We start from the raw sequence: 5,068 nt of genomic DNA, 5'->3' as shown, positions 1-5,068 counted from the left end.
CGCGGCCATGGCAGCCGCTCGCGCGATTGTCAGACCCGCTGCTCGTGGACATCCTCGAGCGCCGCGGCGTCAGCCGCGCTCATCCCGGTGATGGGTTCTCCGTTCCACACGATGTCGTCGCCCAGAGCGCCCAACAACTCCTTGCGCTGACCGTGGCTCAGCTTGGCACCGTGGATGAGCGTCGCGGGGCTCCACATCATGGCGAAGGAGTCGTGCCACCCCGAACCGACGTCCTTCACGTGGAGCAGGTCGTGCAGCGACGTGGGCAGGTGCTTGAGCGGCTCGGCGAACGCGTCGGCGAGGACGGCCAGGCTGATCTGACGTTCGACGCCCGGTTCGACGACAAACGCCTCGGGGTTCCGGCCGGTGAGCGCCTGTTCGAGCTGCTCCGCCTCGAGCAGGATGACGCCGTTGGTCGGGCGTGGGTTGCACTCGATGGAGTAGAGCTGACCGTCGTTGTCGACGAAGTCGAACGAGAGCTGGCCCGTGAACCCCGGGTCGAGCGCGTCGACGATGCGCTGCGTGTAGTCGAGGGTGTCGGTGCTGTCCACGGCGAGGAAGGTGATCCCCGTGCTGTGCGCCCACTGTTCGGGCGCGCGGTAGGTGCAGTGCGAGGTGACCCGGCCGTCCACGATGGTGCTGTAGGTGCACACCATCGGGCCGTCGACGAACGGTTGCACCAGCCACGGTTGCTCTTCGGTGGGGTGGCAGTCGTCGACGGACATCTTCCCCGCCAGTGGCCCGGTGTTGGTCAACAGACCCACGCCGCCTCGCGAGAACGCCGCCCGGGCGAAGTAGCGCGGGTACTTCTCGATCGCGGCCACGAGCGAGGCGTGGTCGGTGGCGACGGTCGTCTCGGGGATCGGCACCCCTGACCGCTCCACCAGGCGTTGGAAGCTCGCCTTGTCGTGCAGTTGCGCGAGTTTCGCGAAGCTCCCGCCGAACAGCGTCACCCCCTCGGGCAGGTCCGCGACCCGGGCGGCGAGGTAGAAGACCTCCTCGAAGGTCGGGATGATGAGGTCGATGTCGTATTCGGAGACGATCCGGCTCACGTCCCGGATGAACTGGTCGGTGTCGTAGCGGGGGGAGGCCGTGACGGCGTGACCCGCGAGGTATTTGGAGTGACTGCCCGTCGCGCCCGGATAGGTGTCGCTCGCCACCACGGTGCGGCCACGGCTCCCGAGCTTGCGGATGATGTCCAGGGCGAAGGTGTTCCTGGAACTGGTGACGAGTACGCGCATCATGGTCCTCTCGGGTCTGGTGACCGTCCGCTTATCCTAATCACGGCCGCGGACAGGACGGCGGCCAATCGGTACTACTGTCGAGACGACGGAATGGGAGCACATGCACGAGGTGGCGAGATGGATCGCGGCCGTCCCGACACTTGTCGGGTTCGGTCTGGCGCTGGGCCTGAGCCCCGCCCTGTATGGGGCGACCGCCGACATCCTCGCGAGGAACCGGAACGTGCGCGCGCGTCTGACATGGTTGCTCTCGGGTCTGGCGTCGGGGGCCACCGCGCTCGGGTTGCTTCTCCACGGCGTCAATCCCGCCAACCTGGTGGACCAGGTGCGCCAGCGCGGGGACGCGGTGGTGGAGAACCACGTCGTCGACCTGGTCGTGGGTGTGGTCCTGCTGGTGGCGGCGTGTGCGATGGTGGTGTGGCTGCGGGTCGTGCCCGTGCGCCCGCAGCGTCCCGAGCGCGCACCCGACCAGAACTCCCCGCCGGCCGCCCTGTTCGTGCTCGGGTTCAGTTCGGCGATCATCGGTCTGACCACCCTCCCGATCATGTATCTCACCGGCCGTCTGGTCGAGAGCGTGAGCTCGGATCCCGTACTCAGGCTGTGCGCCTATCTCGTCTTCGTGCTGGCCCTGGTCGCACCGTTCGTCCTCCTCGCGTGGGTGTGGTCCCGATTCCCCGTCGCCACACGAAAGGTCACCGATGTGTACGAACGCATGCTCGGGTGGGACACACGGTGGGTGTCATTCGGCGTGATGGCCTTCGGCGGGATCGCCCTGCTGGTGTTCGCGACACTCGTGCACCGATGACCCTCCGTCACCGGTTAGGTGATCCTTAGCAACTACTGTGACCAGTGCGTTTGAGACACTTGTCCACATGGACATCGTTTTCGACATCGTTCTGATCCTGCACTTCATCGGCCTGGCCGGCATCATCGGCGGGTGGCTCGCCACCATCAAGGCGCCTCACATGAACAAGGCGATCCTGCACGGCGCGATCCTCCAGGTGGTCACCGGTCTGCTGCTCGTCGGTCTGCGCGAGATGCAGGACGTGGACCTCAATCACATGAAGATCGGGATCAAGCTCGTCGTCGCGGTCGTCATCCTGGTCGTCGCGGTGGTGGGCGTCCGTAAGGAGGCCAGGGCGGCGGGCAGCACCGGGACCCTGGCGACCATCGCCGGCGTCCTCGGCGTGGTCAACGTCGCCATCGCGGTCCTGGTCTGACACGGTCCTGGTCTGACACCGGGACTCCACGCCCCGCGCCGCCCCCCAACTCCGGTCGGGGGGCGGTTCGCGTTCACCCCTCCATCACGGCGGCGAGGTACGCCCGCACCAGCCGGGCACCCACCTCGGCCGGGAGGCGTTCGATCGCCGCGAGCAGCGCGGCCATCCCGCCGTCGTCCCCGTCGTCGCCTGCGAGTACGCCGGACACCATCGCGTGCACATCGTCCTCGGGGAGGGTGAGCAGGTCGCCAGGGGAGAGGGCGCCGGCCTCCAGCGCGGCCAGCACGTCGGCGAACGCGGCCGGGGGCGCCGGGTCGGGCATGCCGCGTACCGCATCAGCAGCCGCGTGGGCCACCATGAGGATCTCGTCCGTCAGGCGTTCGGTCACCGGGGTGATGGTGAGGTGGGACGACGACGGCAACGCGCCCCGCTCCTGACGGTAGGCCGGCTGCGCCTGCACGGCGATGCCCCTGCGACCGCACTCGTCCGCCCACAGGTGGGGGTGGACACGTCGGGCGTCTCCCACGGACCCGTCGGCCACCACGGCGATCAGGGGTCCCGGGTCGGAGTCGATCACACGCAGTCCCTCGATGCCGGCCAACCCCTCCACGAGGCGCCCGGTCGCCCGGGCGGTGCGCGCCACGAGCTCGGACTGACCGTCGTCGCCCAGAGCCTCGAGCACGGCCCACGCGGCGGCCGCGGGTTCGAGAGGCTTGGACCCGGACAGGGTGGGGTTGACCACCGGGTACCCCGGCCAGTCGACGGTGGAGAACCAGGACGCACGGTGCCTGGCGCGGCCCCGGCTGAGCAGCACCGAGGTGCCCTTGGGGGCGAACCCGTACTTGTGCAGATCGGCCGAGATGCTGGTGACGCGCCTGATCCGGAGGTCCCAGGTCGATCCCACCCCGCCCGGCCAGAAGGGGAGCACCAGCCCGCCCAGGCAGGCGTCCACGTGCAGCCCGATCCGTGGGTCGTGGTGCGCGTCGAGACCGGCCGCGACCTGCTCCACCGGGTCGATCACACCGGTGGGGTAGGAGGAGGCCGAGCACACCACCAGGCAGGTGTCGTGATCCACGGCGGCCAGCAGGTCCTCGGCGGCCACCCGGCCCGTCGCGGGGTCCACCTCGACGCCGACGAACCGCATCCCGAGGATGTGGGCGGCCTTGCGGAACGCCGCGTGGACGGTCACCGGGGCGACGATCGTCCCGCCGCTGCCGGGGGCACGCCCCGAGACCTCCCGGGCCGCCAGACACGCCAGCACGCAACTCTCGGTGCCGCCCGACGTCACGACACCGTGGACCTCGTCGTCGTCGCCCGGACCGTCTCCGGCGTCCCCGCCCAGGATCGTGCGGACCCTTGCGACGATCCCGCCGTGGATCCGTGCGACCGACCCGAACACGGTCGGGTCCAGGCCGTTGACCCCGTGCGCCAGACCGGCCGCGCGCACGGCCAACCGGTCCACGCCCTCCACGCCCGAGTCGTAGACGTAGGAGAGCACCCTGCCGCCGGTCGTGGGCGGATCCGACGCCCGCAGCGCGGCCAGCGTCTCGAGGGCCGCCTCGCCTCTCCGGGCGATCAGGGCGTCCAGGGGATCGGTGTCCGGTGGTTCGACTGTCATGCGGGCTCCGTCCAGTTCGGGTGTTCGCGTCCCAACGCCCGGATGACCAGCAGGCTCGCGGCGGTCAGGAGGGCGGGGACCAGGGAGAAACCGAGGATGATGCCCCAGAGAGCCGGTTCGGGCTGATCGGCGACGCCGCCCGAGCGGAATCCGGTCACCGCGAGCAGCGCCAGAACCACGACGGGCCCGAGCGCCATGGATCCCGTCTCGGACGCCGTCCACAGCCCGCTCATCGCGCCGCTGCGACGGCGGCCACCCAGCTCGCGGTCCATGTCCGTGGTGTCGGGCAGCATCGACATGGGCAGAGCCTGCATCCCGGCGTAGGCGACCCCCGCGAACGCCACGGGGACGTGCACCCACATCCCGGGCCACACACCTGCGGGGATGAGCATGAGAGCGGACACGGTGAACAGGATGGTCGCGGCCGCCAGAGCGGGGACCTTGCCCCGGGCGTGGGCCAGGCGGGCCCACAGGGGCATCACCACCAGCGCGGGGGCGATCAGCGCGAGGAACAGCCCGGTCAACGCGGCCTCGTTGCCGAGGATGTAGGTGGCGACGTACTGGCCACCCGCGAGCATCACGGCCGTGGCGACAGCCTGCAGGCAGAACAGGCCCACCAGCAGGCGGAACGGCCGGGTCACCCGCAGCGCGTCGAGCCCGTCGCGGTACTGCCGGCCCAGATCACCGACCTGTGCGTCCGCCCGCAGGACCGTGCGCCGGGCGGATCCGAGCGTCGCCCACAGCATGCCGCCGAGCATCAGGGCGGACACGGCCACGGCCATCACCACGTACCCCGTCGCCCCACCGCCGGCCGCCTCGCGCAGCGCCGGACCACCGCCCCCCACCACGAGGATCGTCGCGGCCAGCACCGCGACGCGCCACGCGAGGATGGTCACCCGCACCGCCGACTCGCCCGTCAGCTCCGCCGGCAGGGCGAGGTAGGGGACCTGGAAACACGAGAAGGCCAACGAGGCCAGCAAGAAGAAGCC

At 70.2% G+C, this 5,068-nt stretch carries 5 protein-coding genes; 2 read left to right on the top strand and 3 right to left on the bottom strand.

Annotation, left to right across the window (positions count from 1 at the left end; genetic code table 11):
- Positions 1–29: 29 nt before the first annotated feature.
- Entirely contained in the window at positions 30–1,244 is a 1,215-nt protein-coding gene (locus G6018_RS04775) for a carbamoyl-phosphate synthase large subunit (RefSeq protein WP_182638920.1), read from the bottom strand.
- A 100-nt stretch (positions 1,245–1,344) separates the two neighbouring features.
- On the opposite strand from G6018_RS04775, the gene G6018_RS04770 reads away from it, so the two are divergent.
- Together G6018_RS04770 and G6018_RS04765 are read left to right on the top strand one after the other, a co-directional pair.
- Complete coding sequence (locus tag G6018_RS04770) at positions 1,345–2,046, top strand: GAP family protein (protein ID WP_182638918.1); 702 nt, start codon at positions 1,345–1,347, stop codon at positions 2,044–2,046.
- Positions 2,047–2,113: 67 nt separating this feature from the next.
- Positions 2,114–2,461, top strand: coding sequence for a hypothetical protein (locus G6018_RS04765; protein WP_182609287.1), 348 nt, complete (start codon positions 2,114–2,116; stop codon positions 2,459–2,461).
- 73 nt (positions 2,462–2,534) lie between these two features.
- On the opposite strand, the gene G6018_RS04760 is transcribed toward G6018_RS04765, so the two are convergent.
- Entirely contained in the window at positions 2,535–4,079 is a 1,545-nt protein-coding gene (locus G6018_RS04760; protein ID WP_182638916.1) for an aminotransferase class V-fold PLP-dependent enzyme, read from the bottom strand.
- Positions 4,076–5,068, bottom strand: a 993-nt coding sequence (locus G6018_RS04755; RefSeq protein WP_182638914.1) for an MFS transporter, incomplete at its 5' end; no start/stop codon positions are given. The genes G6018_RS04755 and G6018_RS04760, both read right to left, overlap by 4 nt.

This window comes from Dietzia sp. DQ11-44, assembly GCF_014145205.1.
GTDB lineage: Bacteria > Actinomycetota > Actinomycetes > Mycobacteriales > Mycobacteriaceae > Dietzia > Dietzia natronolimnaea.
This window is presented reverse-complemented; position numbering and strand designations above follow the sequence as displayed.